General features: G+C 44.7%; 18 protein-coding genes, 2 tRNA genes and 1 other RNA gene. 7 read left to right on the forward strand and 14 right to left on the reverse strand.

Going from position 1 to position 24,757, the window contains the following annotated elements; genetic code table 11:
- The 3 genes from H9626_RS00445 (at position 1) to H9626_RS00455 (ending at position 1,026) form a co-directional block, all read left to right on the forward strand.
- Positions 1–71: transfer RNA gene (locus tag H9626_RS00445), tRNA-Gly, on the forward strand.
- Positions 72–188: 117 nt separating this feature from the next.
- The gene (locus H9626_RS00450) at positions 189–398 is read left to right on the forward strand and encodes a hypothetical protein (RefSeq protein ID WP_178256400.1); all 210 of its coding nucleotides are present in this window, start codon (positions 189–191) and stop codon (positions 396–398) included.
- Between the two features lie 22 nt (positions 399–420).
- Positions 421–1,026, forward strand: coding sequence for a riboflavin synthase (locus H9626_RS00455; RefSeq protein WP_178256401.1), 606 nt, complete (start codon positions 421–423; stop codon positions 1,024–1,026).
- Between the two features lie 86 nt (positions 1,027–1,112).
- Here H9626_RS00455 and H9626_RS00460 read toward each other — a convergent pair whose 3' ends face one another.
- Together H9626_RS00460 and rnpB are read right to left on the reverse strand one after the other, a co-directional pair.
- A complete protein-coding gene (locus H9626_RS00460; RefSeq protein WP_191709226.1) occupies positions 1,113–2,426 on the reverse strand; it encodes a YihY/virulence factor BrkB family protein in 1,314 nt (437 codons plus the stop codon).
- A gap of 23 nt (positions 2,427–2,449) precedes the next feature.
- Positions 2,450–2,815: RNase P RNA component class A (gene rnpB, locus H9626_RS00465), an RNA gene on the reverse strand.
- A 521-nt stretch (positions 2,816–3,336) separates the two neighbouring features.
- On the opposite strand from rnpB, the gene H9626_RS00470 reads away from it, so the two are divergent.
- Both H9626_RS00470 and H9626_RS00475 read left to right on the forward strand, forming a co-directional pair.
- Complete coding sequence (locus H9626_RS00470; protein ID WP_191709227.1) at positions 3,337–4,836, forward strand: trypsin-like peptidase domain-containing protein; 1,500 nt, start codon at positions 3,337–3,339, stop codon at positions 4,834–4,836.
- 215 nt (positions 4,837–5,051) lie between these two features.
- Positions 5,052–5,912 carry a sigma-70 family RNA polymerase sigma factor gene (locus tag H9626_RS00475; RefSeq protein ID WP_178256405.1) on the forward strand — a complete coding sequence of 287 codons (861 nt, stop codon included), beginning with the start codon at positions 5,052–5,054 and terminating at the stop codon, positions 5,910–5,912.
- A gap of 122 nt (positions 5,913–6,034) precedes the next feature.
- On the opposite strand, the gene H9626_RS00480 is transcribed toward H9626_RS00475, so the two are convergent.
- From H9626_RS00480 to H9626_RS00505, 6 genes are read right to left on the reverse strand one after another with little or no spacing between them, the layout of a single operon-like run.
- A complete protein-coding gene (locus H9626_RS00480; protein WP_178256406.1) occupies positions 6,035–7,045 on the reverse strand; it encodes an FAD:protein FMN transferase in 1,011 nt (336 codons plus the stop codon).
- A 15-nt stretch (positions 7,046–7,060) separates the two neighbouring features.
- On the reverse strand, positions 7,061–7,639 hold the full coding sequence (locus tag H9626_RS00485) for a manganese efflux pump MntP (protein WP_178256407.1): 579 nt from the start codon (positions 7,637–7,639) through the stop codon (positions 7,061–7,063).
- Positions 7,640–8,362 (reverse strand): DUF6048 family protein, encoded by a 723-nt coding sequence (locus tag H9626_RS00490; RefSeq protein WP_438616931.1) that lies wholly within the window; start codon positions 8,360–8,362, stop codon positions 7,640–7,642. It abuts the gene before it with no gap.
- Positions 8,310–8,804 carry a DUF6452 family protein gene (locus H9626_RS00495; protein ID WP_178256409.1) on the reverse strand — a complete coding sequence of 165 codons (495 nt, stop codon included), beginning with the start codon at positions 8,802–8,804 and terminating at the stop codon, positions 8,310–8,312. The genes H9626_RS00490 and H9626_RS00495 overlap by 53 nt, the downstream gene beginning before the upstream one ends.
- A 4-nt stretch (positions 8,805–8,808) precedes the next feature.
- Complete coding sequence (locus H9626_RS00500) at positions 8,809–9,759, reverse strand: glycosyltransferase family 2 protein (protein ID WP_178256410.1); 951 nt, start codon at positions 9,757–9,759, stop codon at positions 8,809–8,811.
- A gap of 13 nt (positions 9,760–9,772) precedes the next feature.
- Complete coding sequence (locus tag H9626_RS00505) at positions 9,773–10,306, reverse strand: DUF4199 domain-containing protein (RefSeq protein ID WP_178256411.1); 534 nt, start codon at positions 10,304–10,306, stop codon at positions 9,773–9,775.
- A 285-nt stretch (positions 10,307–10,591) separates the two neighbouring features.
- Here H9626_RS00505 and H9626_RS00510 point away from each other — a divergent pair.
- Positions 10,592–10,665, forward strand: a tRNA-Thr gene (locus H9626_RS00510).
- A 380-nt stretch (positions 10,666–11,045) separates the two neighbouring features.
- Here the strand turns inward: H9626_RS00510 and dpp5 are convergent.
- The 3 genes from dpp5 to pyrG form a co-directional block, all read right to left on the reverse strand.
- On the reverse strand, positions 11,046–13,154 hold the full coding sequence (gene dpp5 / locus H9626_RS00515) for a dipeptidyl-peptidase Dpp5 (RefSeq protein WP_438616927.1): 2,109 nt from the start codon (positions 13,152–13,154) through the stop codon (positions 11,046–11,048).
- A gap of 160 nt (positions 13,155–13,314) precedes the next feature.
- On the reverse strand, positions 13,315–15,177 hold the full coding sequence (yidC, locus tag H9626_RS00520) for a membrane protein insertase YidC (RefSeq protein ID WP_191709230.1): 1,863 nt from the start codon (positions 15,175–15,177) through the stop codon (positions 13,315–13,317).
- A 27-nt stretch (positions 15,178–15,204) separates the two neighbouring features.
- Positions 15,205–16,803 (reverse strand): CTP synthase, encoded by a 1,599-nt coding sequence (gene pyrG / locus H9626_RS00525; RefSeq protein WP_191709231.1) that lies wholly within the window; start codon positions 16,801–16,803, stop codon positions 15,205–15,207.
- A 136-nt stretch (positions 16,804–16,939) separates the two neighbouring features.
- Between pyrG and H9626_RS00530 the strand changes: the two genes are divergently transcribed.
- Positions 16,940–18,541 carry a DUF3078 domain-containing protein gene (locus H9626_RS00530; protein WP_225230829.1) on the forward strand — a complete coding sequence of 534 codons (1,602 nt, stop codon included), beginning with the start codon at positions 16,940–16,942 and terminating at the stop codon, positions 18,539–18,541.
- Between the two features lie 238 nt (positions 18,542–18,779).
- Here the strand turns inward: H9626_RS00530 and H9626_RS00535 are convergent, their stop codons facing one another.
- From H9626_RS00535 to H9626_RS00545, 3 genes are all read right to left on the reverse strand, one after another.
- Positions 18,780–20,972, reverse strand: coding sequence for a glycoside hydrolase family 20 protein (locus tag H9626_RS00535; protein ID WP_191709232.1), 2,193 nt, complete (start codon positions 20,970–20,972; stop codon positions 18,780–18,782).
- 93 nt (positions 20,973–21,065) lie between these two features.
- The gene (locus H9626_RS00540) at positions 21,066–23,387 is read right to left on the reverse strand and encodes a glycoside hydrolase family 20 protein (protein ID WP_191709233.1); all 2,322 of its coding nucleotides are present in this window, start codon (positions 23,385–23,387) and stop codon (positions 21,066–21,068) included.
- A gap of 412 nt (positions 23,388–23,799) precedes the next feature.
- Positions 23,800–24,747, reverse strand: a complete 948-nt coding sequence (locus H9626_RS00545) for a DUF4999 domain-containing protein (protein ID WP_191709234.1) — start codon at positions 24,745–24,747, stop codon at positions 23,800–23,802.
- Between the last annotated feature and the right edge of the window lie 10 nt (positions 24,748–24,757).

A 24,757-nucleotide genomic window follows, 5' to 3' on the forward strand; every position in this document is an offset into this window, starting at 1 on the left:
GGAAATAGCTCAGTTGGTAGAGCATAACCTTGCCAAGGTTAGGGTCGCGAGTTCGAGTCTCGTTTTCCGCTCTTTCGTGAACCGGTTGAGCAAACCGGTTTTTTTATTGCTTATATGTTGGTAGGAATAGAGGGAATTGATATATTTGCGCCTGCTATTTAATAAAGATTTATCCAAACGAAAAGAGTATGAAAACTTATGACATTTACTTTTCTGACGGAAAAATGAGCGACAATAAAGGATTTGCGCTCAAAACGCTGGAAAAAGCTATTCACATGGCAGAAGACATGTTGCTAAAAGGAAACAGTTATATTGATGATTATGCGGGCGGAATCATCTCGGTTGTCGATTCGGAAGGAGAGACCGTATGGAGCAGCCCGATACCCAAAAAGAATTAAATAAATTTATAGGAGAGAATATATGTTTTCAGGCATTGTAGAAGAATATGCGGAAGTGGTGAAGGTGGTAAAAGAGCAGGAAAACCTTCATCTTACTTTAAAATGTTCGTTTGTCGACGAGTTGAAAATCGATCAGAGTGTTTCTCATAATGGTGTATGTCTTACAGTAGTGAGCATTCAGGACGGAACGTATACGGTAACGGCTATGAAAGAAACCATTGAGCGTTCTAATATCGGATTATTGAAGCCGGGAGATAAAGTCAACGTGGAGCGCAGCATGATGATGAACGGACGTTTAGACGGACACATCGTACAGGGACATGTAGACCAGACTGCCGTATGTACAGCTATTGAAGATGCGGATGGCAGTTGGTATTTTACTTTTAAATACGATTTTAATCCCGAAATGGCGAAGCGCGGTTACTTTACGGTAGATAAAGGTTCGGTAACCGTCAACGGCGTAAGCCTTACGGTTTGCAATCCTACGGAGGATACGTTTCAGGTGGCTATTATTCCTTATACGTATGAGCATACGAACTTTCACACACTGAGCGTAGGCAGTGTGGTCAACATCGAGTTTGATATCATAGGCAAATACTTGAGCCGGATGATGCAGCTTAGCAAATAAACAGAAAATAAAAGGATAAAGAAAGAAGAGCGAAAGGAGGAATATTCCTCGATTTCGCTCTCTTTTTTTGTCTCTTCGTCTTCGGTTTATAGGTCTTTCAGCAGAATCAGATTGTTTTTTCTTGTAAAATCCTCGCGGGCTTTGATTAAGGCTTCCCACGAATCGGAGTAAAGATTACGGTCTATTTTGAAATCTTCCGAACCGTTGGCATCCAGTTTGGCAAGCAGCATACCCACTGTCAGTTGGTTGATGTCTACCCCCGGAATGTAACTGACGTCCTGCTCCTTTCTTTCGTTTACCGTTTCATAAATCAGTTGCATGTCTTGCAGCTCATAAAGGATTCGTTTGGTGAGACGGATGGGAATCTTGTGTTCCCTGCTGATTCGTTCTGCGGTGTAAGGCGATTTCCCTTCTTCAAAGCGTTTGCAGATGGCAGACAGTATGATGGTACAGAAAAAATCGTGGAAACGGCGGCTGATATTTTCGGTTTCTTTCCCGAAGTTGAAAGAGGCGAGATTCTGACTCACATAACTCATTTCCGCTCCGAACAGACAGATTGTCCATGAGATTTGCGTCCACAGCAAAAACATCGGTATCGCGGCAAAACTTCCGTAGATGGCGTTGTAGTTTGAAATCCATATCTGGCTGTTGACGTAGATGTACTGAAAAGCCTGAAAAGCACTTCCGGCAAGTATACCCGGAAACCACGCATGGCTCAACCGCACTTTCGTGTTCGGAATAAAAACATACATTCCGATAAACATTCCCCAAATCAGCATGTACGGAATCAGCCGGATAAAAAACTTAATGACAGGCGCAAGCAGAAGGAAGTTTTCCATCTCCTTCAGGTAAGTCGTCATAAAGATAGTCAATCCTCCCGATACCACGATAAGGATAGGGAAGAGCAGCATCATCGAAAAGTAGTCGGTAATCTGGCGGAACATCGTGCGCGGATATTTCACCTGCCAGATGGTATTGAAACTCAGCTCGATGTTGTCTATCAGATTATAAACCGTCCAAAGCAGCATGATTAAACCTACACCGATAAAGATGCCGCTTTGCGCGTGTTCAAGATACGAGTTAATCCACGAAATGACCAGCTCGGCCTGTTCTTCGGTAACGTTGCTGCGGAACATGGTTTCTACGAACGAGTCGAACCCGAAGCCGCGGGCGATGGCAAACAGCAAGGCAAGAATCGGGATGATGGAAAGCAGGGTACTGTATGTCAGGGCAGAGGCGCGTACCAGCACGCGGTCGTTCAGAAACTGGCGGACGGACAGGATGATGATTTTGATGCAGGCATAGAGCCGTCGCTGTACGGGCGTCACTTCGTCTTCCGTAATGCGCCAGATGCCGTTGCTGAGAAATTGCAGCCAATACCTGATTGTTGCCTTTTTCATAAAGGATAGTATTAAATACAAAGAGATGCAGCCGGACTGTAAGCCGGGTTCTGTTTCCCTGACGGGCAGGGATGTCTGTCATTTATCTACATCTGCCGTCACCGGCAGACTCCAGCGGTCTACCCTCCGACGTGGGGCGAGCAACCCTCGTTAATGCCGGTTTACATGACCTTACAACTCCTAAGACGCACAGCCCGCATGTCGCCATGCGGCTGGTAGGCTCTTACCCCACCTTCTCACCCTTACCTTTTTCCTTGCGGATCGAGGCGGTTATTTTCTTCTGCGTTACTCCACCCTTGCGGATAGCTTTCTGTTAGGAAGTAGGATGCTCTGTGTTGCCCGGACTTTCCTCCTGTATGAAACATACCGGCGACAGACCGTCCGACTGCATCTCTCATCTGCAAAGGTACGGAAATAAACCGAATATATTGGTTTCGCTCGTGTTTTTTTATTTCAAACGCACTGTAAACTCTACTTTCTGAAGTACCGGCTCGTGGAAATCTGAAACATTTGTGGTTTTATCGGTTTCATTTTTTTATTGAATTTGTGGCTATAATAAAATTCGTTACTTATTCGGCCGGAAAACTATCATAAATTCTACCGTATATGTCTCATAACACATGCGGTAGAGTGACCAACTCCATCCGCTTAGGTTGATAGACTTATGCGGATGCGTTTTTGCAGGAAAACTGAAAGGCTGTCAGAACCGACGGACGTGGGCACGACAGAGAGTGGTAACGAATGTAAATTTGGCAGATGTGCCCGTTAACTGCGGTTAATGGGTATTCTTTCTTTGTTAAAAGACGGAAAAAAGAACTGACAACGTGTACAACCGTATGGATTTTGTTCTACTTTAGCAACTGAAAAGTTAAAACAAACTCGAAATTAACAAATAAAGAAATATAAGATTATGAAAACGTCAACTAAATTTGCGATAGGGGCAGCAGCTATGATTGCTGTCAGTGCCGGAGTGGCAGGAGTTACGGCGTATGCTGTAATGCAGAACAAGACGGAGGCGAATGCTTCTTTTTACGATTCTTTCCAAACGGTTCCGCTGACACGTACGGCGGCGATGGATGCTGCCAACATGCAGCCGGTTGATTTGACAAAAGCGGCTGAAAGTTCGTTGAACTCGGTGGTACACATCATGGCTATCCAGCGCAGCAAGACTCAGATAGTACAGGGGCAGCCGGATATTTTCGACTTTTTCTTTGGCGACGGTCGCGGACGCCAGCGTGAGGTGCAGACTCCGGAGCAGCGCGGATTCGGTTCGGGTGTAATCATCTCGAAAGACGGATATATCGTAACCAATAACCACGTGGTGGACGATGCCGACGAAATCAGCGTGAAGCTGCACGACAGCCGCGAGCTGAAAGGCCGCGTGATAGGTACAGACCCCGACACAGACTTGGCTTTGGTGAAGATAGAGGGCGATGATTTTCCTGCCATCCCGGTTGGAAACTCCGACGCACTGAAGGTAGGAGAGTGGGTATTGGCCGTGGGAAACCCGTTCAACTTGGGTTCTACCGTAACGGCGGGCGTGGTGAGCGCAAAGGCACGCAGCCTGCGTGCCAATCAGGTAGAATCGTTCATCCAGACCGATGCAGCCATCAATCAGGGAAACAGTGGAGGTGCGCTGGTTAATGCGCGCGGCGAGTTGGTTGGTATCAATGCCATGCTGGTTTCGCCCACCGGCGCCTATTCGGGCTACGGTTTCGCCATCCCCACAAGCATCATGACGAAAGTGGTGACGGACCTGAAAGAATACGGAACCGTACAGCGTGCACTTTTGGGCATCATGGGTATGGATATGGGACGCGAAGAATATCCTGAAGAAATCCGTAAAGAGCAGAAAGAACTGGGAATAGGTTACGGTGTACAGGTATCTGAAGTAACGGATGAAGGCTCGGCTGCCGGAATTTTGCAGAAGAACGATGTTATTATCGCGCTCGACGGCGAAAAGGTTGAATCAATGGCAAGACTGCAAGGATTGCTCGCCAAGAAACGTCCGGGCGACAAGGTGAAAGTAACGGTATTCCGCGACAAGAAAGAAAAAGAATTTACCATCACGCTGAAAAATGCGCAGGGTAATACGAAAGTGGTTAAGAAAGCCGACATGCAGATTCTGGGAGCAGCCTTCCGCGAAGTGCCCGACGAACTGAAACGCCAGCTCAACTTGGGTTACGGCGTACAGGTAACGGGAGTTTCAAACGGACGCATGGCAGACAGCGGCATCCGCAAGGGATTCATTATACTGAAAGCAAACGGCAAACAGCTACACAGCGTACAGGATTTGGAAGACGTGATGAAGGCAGCTTCGCAGTCGCCCGACCAAGTATTGTTCATGACAGGTGTCTATCCGTCAGGTAAACGTGCCAATTATGCAGTTGATTTGTCGCAAGCCGAATAAAAATATTCAACGGCAATAGGATTTCTTAAGGAAGAGATTAACATGGAAAGAAGGCGTGTTATGTTTTGTTAAACATACACGCCTTTGGCATATTTATTGGTGGTATAATTGTTGATATATGTAATTGATGAGATAGAATCTGAAAAACTTCCGTCCGAAAGGCGGATATTTTCAAATTTATTTTATAACTTTGCATCCAAATCGTTTTATATAAAATGAGACAATTAAAGATAACCAAAAGTATCACTAACCGAGAGAGCGCTTCTCTGGACAAGTATTTACAGGAAATCGGTCGTGAGGACTTGATTACTGTAGAAGAAGAGGTAGAACTCGCTCAGCGTATCCGTAAAGGAGACCGTGCGGCATTAGAGAAGCTGACACGTGCTAATTTGCGATTTGTAGTATCAGTAGCTAAACAGTATCAGAATCAGGGATTGAGTTTGCCGGATTTGATAAACGAAGGTAACTTGGGTTTGATTAAAGCTGCCGAAAAGTTTGATGAAACCCGTGGTTTTAAGTTTATCAGTTACGCCGTTTGGTGGATTCGCCAGTCCATCTTGCAGGCTTTGGCAGAGCAGTCGCGTATCGTGCGTTTGCCGCTGAACCAAGTTGGGTCTTTGAACAAAATCAGCAAGGCATTCTCAAAGTTTGAACAAGAGAATGAGCGTCGTCCTTCTGCCGAAGAACTTGCTGACGAACTGGAAATTCCGGTTGATAAGATCTCGGATACACTGAAAGTATCAGGACGTCATATCTCTGTTGATGCTCCTTTCGTTGAAGGAGAGGACAACAGTTTGTTAGACGTGTTGGTAAACGACGATTCGCCTATGGCAGACCGCTCGTTGGTTAATGAATCACTTTCGAGGGAAATCGACAGAGCACTTTCTACGTTAACCGAAAGAGAGAAGGATATCATCCAAATGTTTTTCGGTATTAACACGCAGGAAATGACGTTGGAAGAAATTGGCGACAAATTTGGTTTGACTCGTGAGCGCGTCCGCCAGATTAAGGAAAAGGCCATCAGAAGATTAAGACAAAATTCACGTAGCAAGTTGCTCAAGTCTTATTTGGGATAAGAGAGCGTTTGGTTTCCGAAAAAGATTAATGCCATCCCGCACAGATATATCGGTGGATATGATGAAGTGTGCGGAATGGCATTTTTGTTTGTATGCAGGCTGAAGCGTCAGCCTTTTTCCTGTTAATGTTTGAGGTATTTTTTCATGCCGTCGGTATAGAATATCTGCATTTTCCCATTCTCGTCAGAATATATTAAGTAAGCATCCAGTTCGTCGTGAGAGTTACAAATGGCACGTGCAGAGTCGAGTCCTAACACCATAAATGCAGTGGCATACGCATCGGCAGTGGCACAGTTGTCGGCAATAACCGTTGCCGAAAGTATATTATGCTGTACGGGGTAACCCGTGCGCGGGTCGATGGTGTGAGCAAATTTCTTTCCGTCTTTATAATAATAATTACGGTAATTACCCGATGTTGCCATGCTTGCATTGCTTATTTCCAATACGGTTTGCAGCTCCTGATTTACGGCAAGTGAGTCATCTATCGGTTTGTTTATGCCGATATGCCACGGTTGCATACTGGCATTTTGCCCTTTCATAACCAGCTCTCCGCCTATTTCTATCATGTAATTTTTGACTCCTTTGCGGTCAAGCAGACGAGCCACGCAATCCACTCCGAACCCTTTTGCTACGGCACTGCAATCTAACGTTATCCGTGAATCGGTTTTTACTATTTCGCCGTTTACCAGATTGATTTTGTTGATTCCTATAAACTGGAGCAAACTGTCTACTTGTGCCGAATCAGGAAGAACAGAGTTTTTAAATCCGAATCCCCATGCGTTTACTAACGGGGCTACGGTGATATCGAAAGCTCCCCCCGTTTCATCCGAAATCTGTTTCGACAGATTAAAAACCTGCGTAAACATGGTGTCGGCTTTCATGCTGGTGTTGTTGTTGATGGCAGTAATGGTCGACTTCTTGTTGAACGGCGATAACGAGTAATCTACCTTTTGTAGTTCAGTTTCAATTTCATCTTTCAAGTTATCGTCCGACTGGTAGGTTATTTTATACGTTGTGCCGAAAATGAGTCCTTGATTGGTTTGATACGGTGCCTGTTTACGCAGGATAAGGATGGTTCCTATGATAAGGAAAAGAAGAAACGGCAACTGCCATTTCAGTTGTTTATTTGCCATGATGTGAAATAGCTTTTAATGATTCTGTAATAAATGTTCAATCAATATTTTTACTCCGATTCCGATAAGTACCAAACCTCCGAACAGCTCCATCCGCAGATTAAACCGTTTGCCGAAGAATACCCCTATGATACTTCCCGTTACGGATATGACAAACGAAGCGATACCGATAGCCCAAAGCGGATAAGATAGCGAAGCAAGCGTGTTGAAACCTGTAAAGGCAAACGAAATGCCTACGGCGAGTGCATCGATACTGGTAGCTATGGCGAGGGTAAGGATGACGCTGAGGCGGGTAGGGTCGAAGCAGCATTGTTCTTCGTCTTCCCGGAAATGGGAGCGTATCATCCGGATACCCAAGAATGCCAGCAACCCGAATGCAATCCAATGGTCGTAAGCCTCAATCAGATGATTGAAACTGCTTGCACCTGCCCATCCGATAAGTGGCATTGCCGCCTGAAACAATCCGAAAAAGAACGCCATTTTCAGGAATATTCCCCATCGGATGCGGTGAAGAATAATTCCGCTTGTTACCGAAACTGTAAAACAATCGATGGCTAAGCTGACGGCTAAAAGCCAAATTTCCGCAAAACTCATTTAGAAAGGTAGATTATAAATCAAATTATACATTATGTTAAAACTGCTGCTGGCGTTTTTCCCGAATCCGGGAACATACCACGGGATGGAGTTTTCGTGTCCCTTTACGTTCATCCGCATTTTGTAGCGTACGCTCCATCCCATGCAAAAACCTTTGTAGATTTTCACTTTTAAACCTACAACGCCTTCCATCCAGCTGGCATTGCTTTTTAATCCGCTATATGAATAAGGGAGGGTGATGATTTCTCCGTAATTAGGGTCGGTCATATCCGGTCCGTTAACATCGTATAAAAAAGAACTCATACCGTAACGTAAGCCTACATATAAATAGCCCGGCAGGTGGGTTTTCTTATGAAATACATTATAATCCATACCGATGCGGAAATAAGGAGCAGACGTTTTGTAATGAAGGTCATTCCCGTCATTAATAGCATCCGCCTTGCCGTATCCTATTTCCACCACGGGCAGGAAGCGGTTCTTGAAGTTTGCCTGCATAGCTACTTCGCTGCTTATGATGTCGCTTCCTAAAAAATTACTTACCAGTCCGGCTATTTCTACCCCGATAGACGTCCCCTGATAAAAAGGTACCTCTTCTTTTTTTTCTTCTTTCGCCTCTTTGGATGCAGCTTTGTGTACTTGTCCGTAGCCGGAAAAAGGCGTTAGCAGGAAGCTACTCAGTATCAGCAACAGTGAAATATAATTTGAAATTCTCTTTTTCATTATTATCAATATTCGGATTAGTGATAACCAGTGAATCCATCATTCGATTGGTAGATGTAGCTTCGGTAACTTCGTAAAACATCATTGTCCCACAGTCTAAGTTCATGAAGTAGGGAATGTTACGATGCTTCACCGTGATAACATCTTGCCCCTGTCTGTTATATCGGATGATAAATTGAGTTTCGTTGTTGTAACTCAGCGGTAAGCTGAGCGAGCTTACGCTTGTTTCCCTGTTTATCAGCGTGTCATTAATGGTAGTATCGGCGGTAACCATTCGTCCTACTACGGTGAGCGTGTCTGTATATTCAATGCTTCGTCCGTACTGGTCGACAAAGTTGAACTGGGCATACGTCAACGAGTTGGGCGGGCAATTCTCTACCTCGCACGCCGGAAAAAAGAATACCGACATCAACAATACGCATAAAATAACCGGTAGTTTCTTCATGGGATTATAATTCTTTCTCGATTTGATATTTGTTTCTTTCCGGTGCGTTACGTACTATCAGCTCACCTATAAATCCGGCAAGGAATAGTTGAGTTCCTAATATCATGGTTGTCAGCGCCAGATAGAAATAAGGATTGTCTGTAACCAGTCCGTAAGGATTCCCGTGATACATGTCATACAGCTTGGTTGCTCCCACGGTTATAACGGCTATAAAGCCTAAGATAAACATGATGGACCCCAAAAAGCCGAAGATGTGCATCGGTTTGATTCCGAATTTAGAGAGAAACCACAAGGTGAGCAAGTCCAAGTAGCCATTGACAAAACGGTTTAACCCGAATTTTGTCTTGCCATATTTGCGGGCTTGATGGTGAACGACCTTTTCTCCGATGCGGCAGAACCCAGCATTTTTCGCCAGATAAGGAATATAGCGGTGCATTTCGCCGTATACTTCTATGTTTTTGATGACTTCACGGCGATATGCCTTCAGTCCGCAATTAAAGTCGTGCAGATTATGAATACCTGATACGGCACGCGCCGTAGCGTTGAAAAGTTTGGTGGGAATGGTTTTCGAAAGCGGGTCATAACGTTTTTGTTTCCATCCCGATACGAGGTCGTAACCATCTTGGGTAATCATGCGGTAAAGTTCCGGTATTTCATCGGGACTGTCTTGCAAGTCGGCATCCATAGTGATTACCACATCGCCCTGCGCGCGCTCGAAACCGCAGTAGAGAGCCGGCGACTTCCCGTAATTCCGGCGGAACTTGATACCCTTTACTGCATCCGACTTACGGCTGAGTTCCTCAATGACCTGCCATGAACGGTCGGTGCTTCCGTCGTTCACGAAAATGATTTCATAGCTGAAGCCGTTGGCCTTCATTACCCTTGCAATCCATTCATAGAGTTCGGGCAAAGATTCTTCCTCGTTATAAAGAGGTACGATAACTGAAATATCCATTGTTTTTGATGTGCTATTGTTTTTTTCTTCTCATAACCAGCAAAGCGGTAGGTAACGCTAACAGAGTGCCGTATATAACGTTTTGCGATATGAGTTGGAATGTTATTTCAAGGGGAGACAGAGACGACACTACGCTGAAAGCCGTAATCAGTTGGTCGACCGAAGTCAGCATTTCGCCCGTTGCCGATGACTTGATAGCCTCTAACTGGTTCAGGTACATGTTAACCAGATATCCTTCGTCGATAAAGCGAAAGTAAATATAATGGGCTACCGCCGTCAGCATGGCTGCAAACACGTATGTGCAGAATGTAAAAGAAAACGCACGCGAAAAACTGATAACTCCCTCGCAGTAATAGTTTCTGAACTTGCGGGTATAAATGTAGCCCAATATGGGGACGAAACAAGTTAGCAAGATGAAGAACAGTTGTAACAACGGAATGGTAAAACCTAACGGGAGAAAAGCGAATTTGAAAATCCAGAAAATACCCATAAAAGTTCCGTATCGCATGGCATGTTGCTGTATGGTTGCCGGTTTGTCTGTTGTCATGTCTGTTATATTGATTAATTCATGCAAAAGTACGTTTTTTCGCTTATCCATGCTATATAAAAGAATGAAAAATCACGTTTTTCAAGAAAAATGAGCAATTTTTTTTAATAGGGTATTGCGGAATAAAAAATAATGTTTACCTTTGCACCCGCAATCGAGAGAGATTGATGATGAAAATGAAATATGGGTAAGTCCCATACGGCCAGCTCCCTTTGAATCCTCCAGGGCTTGATCGCAGCAAAGGTAGAAGGTTGTAGCGGCGCGATATGGACAGCTTACCCGCCTGCCTCTTTAGCTCAGTTGGCCAGAGCACGTGATTTGTAATCTCGGGGTCGTTGGTTCGAATCCGACAAGAGGCTCTCAATACTCGAACGAGGCTGTCTCAAAATGATTTTGGGACAGCTTTTTTTATGTCAAAACTCAAATCTGCTTCAATTTCCTACACCCGACAGAGGTATAAGAAGATATTTTCCGACGTTATAAGCCTGAAAAACGCTACCGTTAGTGTTGGCTGTTTCTAACGGTAGCGTTGAGCATTTCTACCCATAGTGTTGACCGGTTCTATGGGTAGCGTTTTTTCAGCCTTCAGACAGAGGATGAACAGGCTGCCGCTGGCAGGAAAAGCTGTGTTCTGAAGGGAGAGGAAGCGCATAAAAAAACGCTCAGATTATTATGGGAACGATGGCTGTTTCCATAAAATCTGAGCGATTCTTCTTATCTGTGGTTTCCGTATTTCAGGTTATTGTTTTTCCGGTTTCAACCATTTGTCTAACCATTTGAAGAACGTGCGTTGCCACAAGATTCCGTTCTGCGGCTTCAGCACCCAGTGGTTTTCATCCGGGAAGATAAGCAACTCGGCAGGCACTCCTCTCAGCTTGGCGGCATTAAAGGCTGCCATGCCCTGCGATGCAAGGATACGGTAATCTTTCTCGCCGTGGATGCAAAGAATCGGAGTATCCCATTTGTCGACAAAGAGGTGAGGAGAGTTGGCATAGCTGCGTTTCACAGCCGGATTGTTTTTCTCCCAGTACGCACCGCCTAAATCCCAATTCGTAAACCAAAGTTCTTCGGTTTCCAAGTATTGCTGTTCCATGTTGAAGAATCCATCGTGGGCGATGAATGCTTTGAAACGTTTGTTGTGGTGCCCGGCAAGCCAGTAAACAGAATAGCCTCCGAAACTTGCACCTACACATCCCAGCCGGTCTTTGTCTACGTAAGGCTCTTGAGCCATGTTGTCGATTGCCGTCAGGTAATCGTCCATGCAGTGTCCGCCGTAATTGGTGCTGATTTCTTCCAGCCATTCCATACCGAATCCCGGTAAGCCGCGGCGGTTGGGAGCTACGATAATGTAATCGTTTGCAGCCATGATTTGCAGGTTCCACCGATAACTCCAGAATTGGCTGACGGGACTTTGCGGACCGCCTTCACAGAACAACAGCGTAGGATATTTCTTATTGGGGTCGAAGTCGGCAGGATAAACCACCCATGAAAGCATGTCTTTTCCATCCACGGTTTTCATCCAGCGCGGTTCTACCTTACCCAGTTTTAGCTGGCTGAAAATATGGTCATTTTCTTTGGTGATGCGGGTTACCGCGTTATTCGCCTGTAAATCTACCGTAAACAGTTCATCGGCTTCGCTGAGAGAATGACGTTTGGTGAGCAATTTCCCGTCGCCCAGCGTGGCTACCGATACATAATCGTACATTCCGTCTGTCAACTGTTTTACGTCACCTTCCAGATTCGTGCTGTGAATCATGCTCGTGGCGTGCCATACACCGGTGAAATACAGCGTTTTGTTGTCGGCAGCCCAGCAGTAGTCGTCTACGCCCGACTGGAAAGACTCTGTTACGTATTTCTTTGCTCCGCTTTGAAGATTAAACACGCACAGGCGATTCCGGTCGCTCTCGTAGCCGTCGCGTTCCATGCTTTGCCAAGCAATGTATTGTCCGTCTGCCGAAAATTTAGGATTGGTATCATATCCCTTGTTCTTGTCGTTGGCATCTTCTTTGCACAAGTTGCGTGTTTCTTTGCTCTCCAGATTATATAAATAGATGTCCGAGTCTGTTGAAACAGCATATTCTTTGCCCGTCTTCTTGCGGCAGGTATAAGCTATCTGTTTTGAGTCCGGACTCCAAGCCAACTGTTCGATGCCTCCAAAGGGCTTCATGGGCGATTCGTACGGCTCGCCCGCCAGTATGTCGGTAGCTTTGCCCACTTCTTTGCCGTTAAAATCGGCTACAAATGGGTGAGGGATGGTTTGCACCCATTCATCCCAATGTTTATACATCAAGTCGTCTACGATGATTCCGCTTGCCTTATCCAAGTCGGGATAAACATCGGCGGTACGTTCGCCGTATTTGATTTGTGAGATGAAAAGCACTTTGGTTTCATCCGGCGAAAAGCGGAACCCTTCGATATCACCTTCGTAATGTGAGAGTTGCAGGCGTTCGGTTCCGTCCGGATTCATTTCCCAAATCTGGTTGCTTCCGCTTGCCGCGCTGAGGAAAGCTATTTTTGTTCCGCCTTTAATCCATACGAGTTCTCCTTCATTGGCAGAGGTCGTGGTAAGCAGAGTATTTTCTGTACCGTCGGCATTCATCACATAAATGGCGAGGTGACTTTTGTTTTCTTTTACGCTGTAATAAGAAACAGTGTAAGCTATTTTTGTTCCGTCCGGCGAAACGCTTGAGCTGCCGATGCGCCCCATTGCCCATAATGCTTCGGGAGTAAGCCGACCGTCGGCAATGGTAATTTCTTGTCGTCCGATAATTGGACTGTCATCTGTGGTTGTGTTTTCAGGACTTACACAGGCAGAAGTAGCCAACATCATGGCAGCTGTCATTGTCATAAGATCTGTTTTTTTCATTGATACAGTGATTTAGATTAGATATGAAATAATAACGAGTTGACCAATTCGCGGATTGCGGCTTGGCCAACTCGTAAAAGAGGTAACTTTAGTAAGTTGTTCTCAAGGGCAACGGGTTGACTTTTTTCGTCGCCGGAGAGTTTTATTCTTTGCGATATTTCTTCAAACGTTCTTCGCGTTCTTTTTGCAGACGTTCTTGTTCTTTTTGCAGAGCTTCCAGTTTTGCCATCAGTCCGGTCGGTTTACGTGCTGAAGGAGCTTTTTTGTTAGCTTCAAGTTGTGCCAACAGTTTCTGCTCGTCTGTCATTTTACGCATAACCCACATCGTCAAGATACCGATAAGTCCGGAGATGAAGTAATAATAGCTTAATCCCGAAGCGTATTCATTGAATATAAAGAAGAACATAACGGGCATGATGTACATCATCCATTTCATTGCCGCCATTTGTGGGTTGCTTCCCGTATCCTGCTGTTTCATCATGATAATCTGGTTGACTACCGTAGTAACGCTGAATAACAAGCAGAACAAGCTGAGGTGGTTACCCAGCAGGGGGATATGTGTACTCCAACTGATAAGGTCGTCGTATGAAGACAAATCGTCAGCCCATAAGAAACTTTGCTGGCGAAGTTCGATAGCGTTCGGAACGAAGAAGAACAATGCCATGAAAACCGGTGTTTGAATCAGCATAGGCAAGCATCCTCCCATCGGGCTTACGTTATATTCCCGGTATAACGCCATGGTTTCCTGTTGTTTCTTCAGCGCATCTTCTTGCTTGGGATATTTGGCATTAATTTTATCTACATACGGTTTCAATGCCCGCATTTTTGCAGATGAGATAAATGATTTCCACGTAGTAGGCAATACGAGTATCTTGACGATGATAGTCATTAATAAAATAACTAATCCCATGCTCAGTCCCATACTTGAGAGCCAGTCGAACAGGTTGATTGTGAACCAACGGTTAATCAGACGTATAATCGGCCATCCAAGATAAACGAGGTCTTCCAATTCTTGGTCTTTATCTTTAAAGCTCAAATCGTTGCTTGCCAAAAGAGTCTTGAAGTGATTCGGTCCGAAATAGAATTGGAAATGACTTGGTTGTCCTCCTGTCGGGTCGAAGAAGCTCTGCATGTCGGCAGCATAATTCTTCATGTAACCGCTTCCTTGCTGCTCCATTTTAGATTCCAGCGTAGCGTTTTCAAAGCTCTTTTCTGCCATGAACACGCAAGAGAAATACTGGTTCTTAAATGCAACCCAATCCAATGTAGCCGGGATGGTCTCTTTTTCGTCTTTTGTTTCGCTCAAGTAATCAAAGCTGTCGTTTACCGGTTTGTAAGTCAACGAAGTATAACGTTGCTCAAACGTGTAACCTTTTTCCATTTGGCGAGCACGCTGCTTCCAGTCGATCGACATGTTTTTTACAGAAGGGGAGAAGAAATTCTCCATGCCGACTGCTTGCACACTCATATCTACGATGTAAGAGTTCGGAATCAGTCGGTAGTTAAAATCTAAATGTCCTCCGTTTTGTGCATTCAGTCGCATTGTTACCGTACTGTCTGTCACGTTTACCGGCTCAAAGAACAGTTGCTCGGTACGGATATTTTCATTTTTCCCTTCAAAGCCAAAACTCAACGAAGCGTCTGTTCCGTCGAACAAAACCAGTGGCTGATGTTGTTGGTCGTTATAATCTTTCAGCGTAGCTTTATATACACGTCCTCCCTTGTTGGTAAGAACTAATTGAACCACATCGTTTTCTAACGTGGTAAATACTTCTTTTCCCTTTGAGGCTGTATAAAACAATGAGGCAGAGTCGTACTCTATGGTTTGTTGAGCAGCTACTTCCTGCATCATTTTTGTTTGCTCTTGTTCCTGAAGAACCTGCTGAATAGAGTCTTGATAATGCTGTGCGCGTTCTCTTTCTTCTTGACTGGGGCGGTTGTAGATACCAAATCCTACGATAACCGCTCCAATCAGAACAAAGCCCACTAACGTGTTTTTATCCATTTGTTATAGTCTCAATTTATATGATTGTTATTTATCAATAGCAGCTTTTATGAATGACAGGAATAACGGATGAGGCTTCAATACCGTACTGCTGTATTCAGGATGGAACTGTGTGCCGATAAACCATTTCAAGGTAGGAATTTCTACGATTTCCACCAAGTCTGATTCCGGATTAGTTCCAACACATTTCATGCCTGCTTTTTCAAATTCAGCTTTATAGTCGTTGTTGAATTCGTAGCGATGGCGATGACGTTCTTGAATATGTTCGGTTCCGTATGCCTGATATACTTTTGATGTGGGGTCAAGTACACATTCGTAAGCTCCCAAACGCATTGTTCCGCCCATGTTGGTAATTGATTTTTGTTCCTCCATGATGTCGATAACGTTGTGAGGAGTCTTTTCATCCATTTCCCGGCTGTTGGCATCAGCATATCCCAACACGTTACGGGCAAATTCGATAGCCATACATTGCATACCGAGGCAGATTCCGAAAGTCGGGACATTGTGTGTACGGCAATATTTGATGGCTACGAATTTTCCTTCGATGCCGCGCTGTCCGAATCCCGGACAGATGATAATGCCGTCCATGTCTTTCAGTTGTTCCTCTACATTCTCGTCTGTTATCTTTTCACTGTTGATGAACTGAATCTCGGCTTTACGGTCGTTATATGTTGCTGCTTGTGAAAGAGCCTCAAGGATAGACTTATAGGCATCTTGCAAATCGTATTTTCCTACCAACCCTATCTTTACGATCTGTGTAGCGTGATGACGACGGTTTAAGAACTCTCTCCACGGGCCCAACGTCGGGGTTTCTCCTACCGGGAGTCCCATCTTTTCAAGAATTGTCACGTCTAACTTTTGTTCCTGCATACGTAACGGCACTTCGTAAATGGTAGGCATGTCCATTGACTGTACTACGGCGCTTTCATCTACGTTGCAGAACAGAGCTACTTTCTTTCTTAAATTGCTGTTCAATTCATGTTCCGTGCGCAACACCAATATGTCGGGCTGGATACCTACCGATTGAAGTTCTTTTACAGAGTGTTGGGTAGGTTTGGTTTTCAGTTCGCCTGCTGCTGCCAAGTAAGGCACGTAAGTAAGATGCACGCACAGCGCATTTTTCCCCAATTCCCATTTCAGCTGGCGGATACTTTCCAGATAAGGCAGAGATTCTATATCGCCCACCGTACCTCCGATTTCAGTAATTACAAAATCGAATTTATATTTGTTGCCTAACAATTTTACGTTACGCTTGATTTCGTCTGTAATGTGAGGGATAATTTGAATGGTTTTTCCCAAATAATCGCCACGGCGCTCTTTATCTATTACACTTTTATAGATACGTCCGGTGGTAATATTATTCGCTTTGGTTGTCTGTATACCCAAAAAACGTTCGTAATGTCCTAAGTCAAGGTCAGCTTCATGACCGTCTACTGTCACGTAACACTCACCGTGTTCGTACGGATTAAGTGTTCCCGGGTCGATGTTAATATACGGGTCAAACTTTTGGATGGTTACGCTGTAGCCTCTGGCTTGCAGCAATTTGCCGATAGATGATGAAATGATACCTTTTCCTAAAGAAGAGGCTACACCACCTGTTACGAAGATATACTTTGTTTCTGCCACAATATTGAGTTTTTTAAAAATTAATTTCCTTTGAAATCTTTTTTCCAAGTTGCAAAATTAGAAAAAAAAGCTGAATCATAGGTTATGGGGAAATAAAAATATGTAATTTTGCGAAGAATACCGATTCAAAAACAACATGATGAAGAAATTAGGCACACTTTTATTAATAATCTATTCTTTGGGAAGTGGGTTATATGCGCAAGAAGCGCAACGAGATTTATTACAAGGGGGTGATTCGATAGTGACGGAGAAAGCAGTGCTGCTTGATACGCTGGATGCCGTGCGTGGTAATGCGAGGGCGGCAGGCGACTCCGCAGTAACGCTTAAAGATGTAATCGACATACAGGCTGATTCCTTGTTGCTTGAGATAGAAAGAGCTGCTGTTCATTTTGAAGATTCAGTCAATCATTTGAAAGATTCATTGATGAAAGCGAAAATCATGCGTCAGGCAGCAGAGTCGAAACCTTTGCCGGAGGTGATCGCATTTAAGAATCTTATTAAAAATTATCGTACATATTTTTCTGAATGGGAAGACCGCTGGGATGACCTTTATTTGCAGATTACCGGAATTAGGTCTGATGCTAATTTCTATAAGCTCGCCATGCCTGCCACGTATTATCGTGCGCCTATCGAGCAAAGCATGAGTATAGAGGGATGGAAGCCTGTGATACCTTTTGTGCAAGATGATTATAGAGAGAAGGATATTCAGAACTTGCCGGATTTGAGGCGGTCGGCAAAGGTGGATAATTACATCAACCGCCAGTTGTTAAACTTCTATGTGCAATATCCGAGCTTGGTTAAGCAGAACGAGGCTGTATTGGAAGGGGTAGAACCGCTGTCCGGCAATTTGGTAATTCAGAATAGGAAGAAAGAAAAAGTACGCTCGATGGCGCACCGGGAAAAGGTGGGTAAGGTAGATGAACAGGAATTGCTGGTGATAAAACCCAATTTCTGGAAATTTACCGGCGACAGTTACCTGCAATTCTCGCAAAACTATATTTCCCGTAACTGGTATAAGGGTGGTGAAAGTACGAAATCTATGTTGGCAGGATTTACGTGGACTGCCAATTACGATGACCGGCAGGGCATTCAGTTTGAAAACAAAATAGAGTGGAAGCTGGGTTTCGTAACGGCTCCTTCGGATACGCTTCATTCTTATAAGGCTAATAACGATATGTTGCGTCTTACTTCGAAGTTGGGATTGCGCGCCTTCGGTACGTGGTACTATACCATTTCCGGCGAATTTAAAACCCAGTTCTTTTCTAACTATGAAACCAACTCCGATAATTTGGTTTCGGCTTTCTTCTCTCCGGCTGAGTTGAACGTCGGTTTGGGTATGGACTATAAATATACGAAAGACGGGGTATGTAATCTTTCCGTTCTGATAAACCCGCTCAACTATACGCTGTATAGCGTGGCGAACGACCGTATCGACCCTACCAAGTTCAATATAAAGGCGGGAAACAAGCGAGAGAGTGTATGGGGTTCACGTTTGGAAGCTACCCTGTCATGGAAGATTATTAAAAATCTTACTTGGGATTCGCGCTTTTCGTATACTACGAATTATGAAAAGGCGGTTGGCGAATGGGAAAATACATTCACCTTTGCTTTCAATCGCTTTTTGTCTACGAAACTCTTTGTTCATGGGCGATTCGACGACAGTGTTCCCCGTGTAGAAGATTTAAGTTATCTGCAATTACAGGAGTTGCTTAGCTTCGGATTGAATTATACATGGTAAAGTTTCTTGGAATTCTGTAATTACTTCTGTTTGAGGAGAGTATAAAAACAAATATCCTACCGCTATATTCCGAAAAACGCAACCGTTAGCGTTGGTTGTTCCAAGCGGTAGCGTTGACCAACTCTACCCATAGAACGCCTTCGTTCTATGGGTAGTGTTTTTTCAGGTCTAATAAAAAAGCATTGTCGCTTCCGTTTTTGCGGGGCAACAATGCTTTTTCTCTTTCTCAGCCGTCGGCTTATCTTACAGTCACTTCATCGATAAAGAACCACGAGGGATTTCCTACGCCGTAATGCCAGTGCGGACAAACCTTCGTTCCGGTTACTTCCACTTTCAGGTAACGGGCTTTCAGAGGCTGTTTCGATTCCATTTTAACCCCTCTGAACAACACCATGTTCGAGCGTTCTTCTTCCATCTCTATCGTCCCCCATGCCTGATAGTTCTTCCCGTCTTCCGAATAGCTGTATGTTACCTTCAGCGGGAAAAGAATCCAATGACCTATCTGGTGCAGAAAATCGGTTTCGATGTAGGATACGTCTTTTACTTCACCCAAGTCGACGATAAAACCGCCGTCTTTGCCTTCCCAGCCTACCCAGCTCTCCACAAAGCTGGCTCCGCCGAACAAACCGTCGGTCAGCGCCGTTTTGCCCAACTCGGCATATTTGCCCGTAGGTTCGGTAAGGTAAGTTACTTTAGCCCCTAAAGCTAAATTTTTTTCATTGCGCGGCATGTAACGTTCGCGGTATAACTTGCAGTAATCCAGCGCGCGGTTGTTACGTTCGTTAATGGCAGGGTTGTTAAACCGTTTGGCTTCTGCTTCAAAGTAGTTCAGTTTGGCAGTTACGTCATCGAAATCTTTCTCCGGCTGTGTGCGGATGATTTCAAGTTCTGAATAAAGCAAAGGCAGGCGGGTACGTTTTACGCGCTCCAGCAGCACAGGGTCGCCCGCTACGGCTGCTTCCGCCTTGTCGAACAACTGTTTGTAGCGTTTCATCAATATCGGTTTCAGCATACCGTTTTTATGCGAGATGGGAGAGTCATAAATCCACAACCGGAGTCCGCTTCCCCACAGTGCGCCCTGTATGATTTTGATATACTGATATAAATATTCGCCTGCCGCACCGTAGTAACCTTTCAAGAAATGTTGCATCAACTTGTCGGCATCCGCATCGGGATTCCACATCAGTTTCGAAGCCAAGTAAGAACGCAGTTCGGCAAAGTCGCCTCCGTAACTGCTGGCTATCTGCGAGAAGTGCATTTTTACGTGGTGGTCGCGGAAGATGCGGATATTGTCTTGCATGATATGCAGGTTAGGGAAGGGCGACAGATAACCGTCGAAATTGATTCCGTAATCCCACACGAATATGTTGTCCGTAATGTCCGACCATCCTTTCAGCGCCTTCATGAAATACTGTCCGCTTGGATTTTCCGTAAGTGATACCTCACGGTCGCAGTCGATGTCGCAAAGCATCACCACCACGTTTGGCAGCGGTTTCACGTTCTTAGGCGGATTCATGGTATACAGATATGCCAGCGTAGCGATTTCCTTGTCCGGGAAACGTGCCGCTAACTTATTGATGAAATAAATCAAGCTGCCCGACGGAGAGCCTGCTGCGTCGTCCAGCTTTTTACATTCAGGACACGTACAGTTGGTATTGTTTCCATCGTTTTGGCTTACGCTGATAATTTTCTTGTCGGGATTCGCCTTGAATATGGAGTCGATACGCTGTGCCACGATTTCGAATACCTCCGGATTAGTCAGACACCACTGTGCGCCCGGATGCCGTTTGCCGTCGAAGTAAGCATAATACTCCGGATGAGTAGTCCCGTACTCCGATACGGGCAACAGTTTGTTGAATGTATGTACCCAGTAGTTCGCAGCAAACGCTTCGGCAGGTTCTTCCAACCGGTACCACCATTTGTATAAAGAGTCTGTCTGAAGCGCATAGTTCTGTGTCTGACGGTAACGGAAAGCCGGATTATCGGTTTTGTTGATAGATGGAAGCGAGATGTCAGAACGCTTTTCCAACTTATATTCATTATTTCCCCAATAATCTACCCCCAAGTAATCTTCGAGCAATGATACCACGCCGTATACAGCTCCGTTGTCTTTTCCTGTAATAACCAGCTTGCCTCCGGTGGTAGAAATTTGGTAACCGTCTTCTTTTACATCGTCCGATGCCGAAGTACCAATCAAGATGTCGCCTGCAGCCGCTTTTCCTTTCTGCCGGATATCCAGTCGGCATCCGCTTATTTTTTGTACGAAATCTTGCAGGATGTTGGCAGCCGTGCGGTTCACTTCAATTTGTTCTGCCAATACGATTTTAGAATTGCTTTTCCCGTTTTTAACCAAGTCTACCTGTGCGTATGCCGAGGTTCCCATAGAGATTGCTCCGGAGAGCAATAAAAGTTTAAAGAAATCTGTTTTCATGATTGATTTTGGTTTATTAATATAAGGGGTGTACCGTCATTGTTGTCAAACGCGATACACCCCAAGATGCTGGTATGTGATTAGTGTGTTTAGTTATTCCAGACCGATTTCGTCAACGAAAATAAACGCCGGGTCACCTTTTCCCCAATGCCATGCCGGGATATGATATTCCGGCTGAGCGATGATTTTTACATACCGGGCGTTTGTAGGTTCGAAAGTCAACTCATGAGTATAGATACCGTCTTTGGCATCTTTGGTAGCCACCGGGTAAGTTTCCGATTTTACTTCCTTGTAATTCTTTCCGTCGGCAGATACCGCCACGGTCAATTTGCGCAGATCAAGAACTTCATCTACGATTACCACGTCCGTCCGTACCCACGCTTTGCTGATGGATGTTTCTTCCTGCAAGTCAATCACGGCTTCCATGTCGTTTTTGTAGAAAGCAATCCAGCGTCCGGTACGGTAGTTGTTCGTACCCGTCAATCCGTCTATCAGCGTGTTGGCTCCTTCGTATTTATATTTTTCATTGATAGGCTGAAGCATGGTTATGGGTTTCATGGTCGCTTTGTTGAACGCGATTTCTTCTTTCAGCGCATTGCTGCTTCCGTTTGCACGTATCGCTGCGGCTTTCAGCGTACAGCTTTTGTCTATTTTCAGCGTATCGGTGTAACGTTCAGAAGAAGCCGTAGGCTCACTGCCGTCCAGCGTATAGTAGATGGGAGCATCGTCTATTGTACTGAGAACCACATCGAGCACGTTTTCTGCCGTATTGGGGAGATAAGTGGCTCTTACTCCGAACACGTGTTTCGCATAATTGTAGTTTTCTGTATCATAGATGTTGATGAGTCGAGTAAGGCGTTTCAAGAAGTTGTCATAATTCTTCTTTTCCGGCATAGTCCATTGGATTTCTGACAAAGCAGCCATACGTGGCAATTCCATGTATTCCACTTGACGGAAAGTAGGAATGTATTCTGTCCATAAGTTCGCTTGCACACCGATGATGTGTTTAGCTTCTTCCGGGGTAAGAGCCGAGGGCACGGGTTCGTAGTTGTACACCCGGTCAACCGGAATGTAGCCGCCGATGGCAATCGGTTCGTTCTCCGTATCGGTAGTCTGATAATAATCGAAATACAGATGTGAACTTGGTGTCATGATGGCGTCGTGACCTTGCTTGGCAGCTTCGATTCCACCTTCAATTCCGCGCCATGACATGATGGTAGCGTTAGGAGCCAGTCCGCCTTCCAGCGTTTCGTCCCAGCCAATCATTTGCCGTCCCTTAGAATTCAAGAACTTCTCGGCATGATTGATGATGAAGCTCTGTAACTTCTGTTCGGCAGTATGATGCGCATCGTCCTTCAATCCCAAAGCCTTGATGCGTGCCTGACATTTCGGGCATTTCTCCCAGCGTACCTTCGGACATTCGTCACCACCCACGTGGATGTATTCCGACGGGAAGATTTCAACGATTTCTCCCAAAACATCATCGATGAATTCCAGCGTCTTGTCGTTGCCTGCGCAAAGCACATCATCAGAGATACCCCATTGCTTCCATACCTCATACGGACCGCCCGTACAGCCCAGTTCGGGATATACCGTCAAGGCAGCCTGCATGTGTCCGGGCATGTCGATTTCCGGAATTACCGTGATATGACGCTCTTGTGCATATTTTACAATGTCTTTAGCTTCTTCCTGTGTATAGAATCCACCGTAAGGCATATTGTCGTATTCGCCCGAATTGTGTCCGATAACCGTTCCTGAGCGTTTTGAGCCTATTTCAGTCAGTTTAGGATGTTTCTTTATTTCGATGCGCCAGCCCTGATCATCGGTAAGGTGCCAATGAAGACGGTTGATGTTATGTAGCGCCAGCATGTCGATGAAACGTTTTACAGAGTCGGCGGTGAAGAAATGGCGTGAAACGTCGAAGTGCGCTCCGCGGTACGCAAAGCGGGGATAGTCATTAACCACCGTAGCAGGGAACACCACATCTCCCTGCGCCGTAGGCATTGCCTTGCGCAGCGTCTGGATACCGTAGAACACACCAGCTTCCGAAGCTCCGGTCAGCGTAATCTGCTGTTTCGAAACCTCCAGCCGATAAGCCTCCTGATTGCTGTCACTCAGTCCGAGTGCCAAAACAATAGCATTCGAAGACGGAGCTTCATCGGTAACCTGTATGGTTTTCCCTGTTTGTTCGCCGATGTATTCTGCCAGAAACTCAGCATTCCGTTTCATTACTTCATTTCCTTTGGGATATACGATAACCGTATTGTCGGTCAGCGTAAAGTCTCCTGTCGTGCTTGCCTGTATGTCTTGCGGCAACGGAATCACTTCAAAATTAGCTTGGTTCACTGTGCCCGGAGAACAAGCAAAAAGCCCTCCGCACAAAAAGAACAATCCTAAGATGTACTGTTTTTTCATATAAATAATATTGATTAAATATGTGTGTAAATTGGATAATAACTTTATCGCGATGAATTTAAAAACAAGCCGACAACTTTATGAATACGAAAGCATATTCTGACTGATGTGCGGGGTTGTTTTTTGCTTTTATAGCTAAATGATTTAAGCATGTGTTTGTAAAGTTTTTATTGAGTCAACAAAAAGTAGTTACCGTTTTTCACTGTTATTTTTTAGTGCAACAAACTTACAATTTTTTTCGGATATATTTATGTAATACTGAAAAAATTTGCTTTCTCCGCGCAAGAAAAACTTTTTTTATAAAAATGATAGGGGTGGAATCTGTCCTCCTGAATACATCGGTTTACCTGCCTCGTGCATTCAGGAGGATGATTCCAACCCCTATATGATAATTATCGAAATGTTTTCCGGATTATTCGTTAGCTACGTAAACATAAAATGCAGTAACATCTACACGACCCGGTACAGTAATCATTTGATATTTTAGATAACGGGTAGCTCTTGGTTCTTTGAATGCAATTGCTTGAGCAGAACCGTACGTTTGTACCGTATTCATCGATTTCCAATCTGTGCCATTATCGGAAGTAAACACTTCTATTTCTGTTGGTGCATATCCGGCTCCCCAATGTCTGGTTTGAATACCGGTTACGTTATAAACTTCTCCGAAATCTACAGTAAACCAGAAAGGAACTCCGTTTGTGGCAACATCACTTCCACCGGTGCCGGCTACAGTATTGGAGTTCGGATTTTCTACACCTTCCATGAATTCGAACGTCCAATCAGTTTTGTTCGTCATGAGTGTGCTGTTTTCAGGAGCATAACCGAAGAATAAGAACTCTTCAGGTTTTGCCTGTTCCTTTTTGATGTTAACTTTAATACTTTGATTAAATTCAGAATTGGTAACATCGGCAGCTGTAGTAGAAATTCCATCCATCTGTATGGTTAGTACCATATCACATTCTGCATTGTTGGTTACAATATCCGACCAGTCGGTGATGCTGATTGTTACATCTTCCGATTTAGTTTCTCCTGCTTTGATTGTTGCAGTATTGGAAGATAATATCACTTTGTCCGCACTAATGCTATCGCAAGTAGCCGTAATGTTCACAGTAACATCTTGACTTGTTGGTTTATTCAGTGTAGCCATAACTTTATATTCTACACTGCCTTCTATGCCTTTATCTTCTACGTGTTTCAGTGTAAAAGATTCAATGGGTCTGAGGTAATCTGATTGCAGCAGTGAAACGTAGCTCATGTTCCATTCGTTCACTTGATTTTCATCATCATCGTTACACGAAGTGAAAGAAACCGTTCCGCCAATGAATGCTGCCATCAGCATATATTGAAAAAACTTTTTCATATCGTTTATT

It is taken from the genome of Phocaeicola faecium, assembly GCF_014837055.1.
In the GTDB taxonomy this organism is placed as follows: Bacteria; Bacteroidota; Bacteroidia; order Bacteroidales; family Bacteroidaceae; genus Phocaeicola; species Phocaeicola gallinarum.

Bases quoted from the DNA above. Each gene is read 5' to 3' on its own strand.
- H9626_RS00500 (WP_178256410.1), bottom strand. From the start codon at position 9,759: ATGGATATTTCAGTTATCGTACCTCTTTATAACGAGGAAGAATCTTTG.
- H9626_RS00505 (WP_178256411.1), bottom strand. From the start codon at position 10,306: ATGACAACAGACAAACCGGCAACCATACAGCAACATGCCATGCGATAC.
- H9626_RS00535 (WP_191709232.1), bottom strand. From the start codon at position 20,972: ATGAAAACAGATTTCTTTAAACTTTTATTGCTCTCCGGAGCAATCTCT.
- H9626_RS00460 (WP_191709226.1), bottom strand. From the start codon at position 2,426: ATGAAAAAGGCAACAATCAGGTATTGGCTGCAATTTCTCAGCAACGGC.
- H9626_RS00475 (WP_178256405.1), top strand. From the start codon at position 5,052: ATGAGACAATTAAAGATAACCAAAAGTATCACTAACCGAGAGAGCGCT.
- H9626_RS00450 (WP_178256400.1), top strand. From the start codon at position 189: ATGAAAACTTATGACATTTACTTTTCTGACGGAAAAATGAGCGACAAT.
- H9626_RS00545 (WP_191709234.1), bottom strand. From the start codon at position 24,747: ATGAAAAAGTTTTTTCAATATATGCTGATGGCAGCATTCATTGGCGGA.
- dpp5 (WP_438616927.1), bottom strand. From the start codon at position 13,154: ATGACAATGACAGCTGCCATGATGTTGGCTACTTCTGCCTGTGTAAGT.
- H9626_RS00540 (WP_191709233.1), bottom strand. From the start codon at position 23,387: ATGAAAAAACAGTACATCTTAGGATTGTTCTTTTTGTGCGGAGGGCTT.
- yidC (WP_191709230.1), bottom strand. From the start codon at position 15,177: ATGGATAAAAACACGTTAGTGGGCTTTGTTCTGATTGGAGCGGTTATC.
- H9626_RS00485 (WP_178256407.1), bottom strand. From the start codon at position 7,639: ATGAGTTTTGCGGAAATTTGGCTTTTAGCCGTCAGCTTAGCCATCGAT.
- H9626_RS00530 (WP_225230829.1), top strand. From the start codon at position 16,940: ATGATGAAGAAATTAGGCACACTTTTATTAATAATCTATTCTTTGGGA.
- H9626_RS00470 (WP_191709227.1), top strand. From the start codon at position 3,337: ATGAAAACGTCAACTAAATTTGCGATAGGGGCAGCAGCTATGATTGCT.
- H9626_RS00480 (WP_178256406.1), bottom strand. From the start codon at position 7,045: ATGGCAAATAAACAACTGAAATGGCAGTTGCCGTTTCTTCTTTTCCTT.
- H9626_RS00455 (WP_178256401.1), top strand. From the start codon at position 421: ATGTTTTCAGGCATTGTAGAAGAATATGCGGAAGTGGTGAAGGTGGTA.
- H9626_RS00495 (WP_178256409.1), bottom strand. From the start codon at position 8,804: ATGAAGAAACTACCGGTTATTTTATGCGTATTGTTGATGTCGGTATTC.